At 65.8% G+C, this 1,560-nt stretch carries 2 protein-coding genes; both read left to right on the forward strand.

Annotated features, from left to right (window positions below):
• Positions 1-183 (forward strand): hypothetical protein (locus BLT16_RS20445; RefSeq protein WP_143025114.1); only part of this gene is annotated, 183 nt, incomplete at its 5' end.
• The coding region (locus BLT16_RS20450) for a methyl-accepting chemotaxis protein (protein ID WP_089660779.1) at positions 173-1,560 on the forward strand (1,388 nt) is incomplete at its 3' end. The genes BLT16_RS20445 and BLT16_RS20450, both read left to right, overlap by 11 nt.

A 1,560-nucleotide genomic window follows, 5' to 3' on the forward strand; every position in this document is an offset into this window, starting at 1 on the left:
CAGGAGAACGCCGCCATGGTCGAGGAGTCGACCAGTGCCGCCGAGCAGCTCAAGGATCAGGCCGGGCGACTCAACGACACCGTCGGTGTCTTCACCCTGTCGGCGTCCACCGCTACGCCAGCACTGTCCTACACCGGCAGCGCCCCACGCGGGCAGGCCAAGGAGCTTGCACATGCTGGGTAAGTCGATCCGTCATTTCGTGGTCCTGCTGGCCGGGGCCTGCTTGCTGCTGGTGGTGGCGGCGCTGGTCGGTTATGCGCTGCATGCCTCGTCGCGGACCCAGGCCACCGTCGAGAGCCATACCCGCGAGTTGCTTGAAGGTGCGGTCGACGAGCGTCTCTCGGCGCTGGCCGATGCCGAGGCGGAGCGCATTCAGCGCCAGCTCGAGCAGGCCCTGACGCTGGCTACCCAGCTGGCCAACACCAATGCCCTGATGGGGCAGCGTGACGAGTATGGTCGCAGCGCCTTGGCGATCAGCCGGCGCGAGCTGTCCAACTTGGTGCGCCAGACGGTGGCCGACAATCCCGCCTTGCTCGATGCCTTCATTGGCTGGGAACCCGACGCCTTTGGTCATGATGCCGTCTATGCCGGTCTCGAGCGCGACGGCTACGACGGTAGTGGCCGCTTCATGCCTTGGTGGTACCGGACCGAGTCGGGCGAGATCGACGTCCTGCCGCTGGGCGATACCATGGAGAGCGAGGCGTTGCAGCCAAGCGGTGCGCGCGAGGGCGAGTACTACCTGTGTCCGCGCGAGACCCTGGCACCCTGCATCATCGATCCGGCGCCCTACGACTATGCCGGTGAAACGCTGCTGGTCACCTCCTTCAATGTGCCGGTGCTGGTCGACGGTGAGTTTCGCGGCGTGGCCGGCGTCGATCTGGCACTGGATTTCATTCAGGAGCTGCTGGTAGAGGCCAATGCAGGGCTTTATGAAGGCGCTGGTGAGATGGCACTGGTTGCTGGGGAGGGCGGTCTGGCCGGCCACACCGGCGATGCTGAAGGGCTTGGAGCTGCTGCTGATCGCATCCTGGGCGAGGAGCCGATGGCAAGTGTCGAACGCGCGCGACGTGATGCCAATACCGTCAGCGTCGTGGAGGATGGCATGTTCGAGCGCTACCAGCCGTTCACCATCGGTGCCACCGACACGCCATGGGTACTGATGGTACGGCTGCCCGAGGAGGTGGTGTTGGCCGAGCTAAGTACGCTACAGGCCTCGCTGGATAACCAGCGTCGGGCCGATACGCTGGGCATGGGCTTGGTGGGGCTGTTGCTTGGCGGACTCGGTCTGATGGCTCTTTGGTGGGTTGGCGGCAGTATCTCGCGACCGCTGCAGCGCCTGGCGGCGCGCATGCGCGAGATCGCCTCCGGCGACGGTGACCTGACCCAGCGGTTACCGGTGCGAGGGCGCGACGAGAGCGCTGAGCTGGCGATCCAGTTCAATGCCTTCGCCGACAAGATTCACGACGTGCTGATCGACGTGCGCGGCAGCAGCGAGGCGGTCAACAGCGCCGCCAGTGAGATCGCCCACGGCGGTCAGGACCTGTCGCGGCGCACCGAGAA

Origin of the sequence: Franzmannia pantelleriensis, from assembly GCF_900102875.1 — a bacterium.
Lineage (GTDB): Bacteria > Pseudomonadota > Gammaproteobacteria > Pseudomonadales > Halomonadaceae > Franzmannia > Franzmannia pantelleriensis.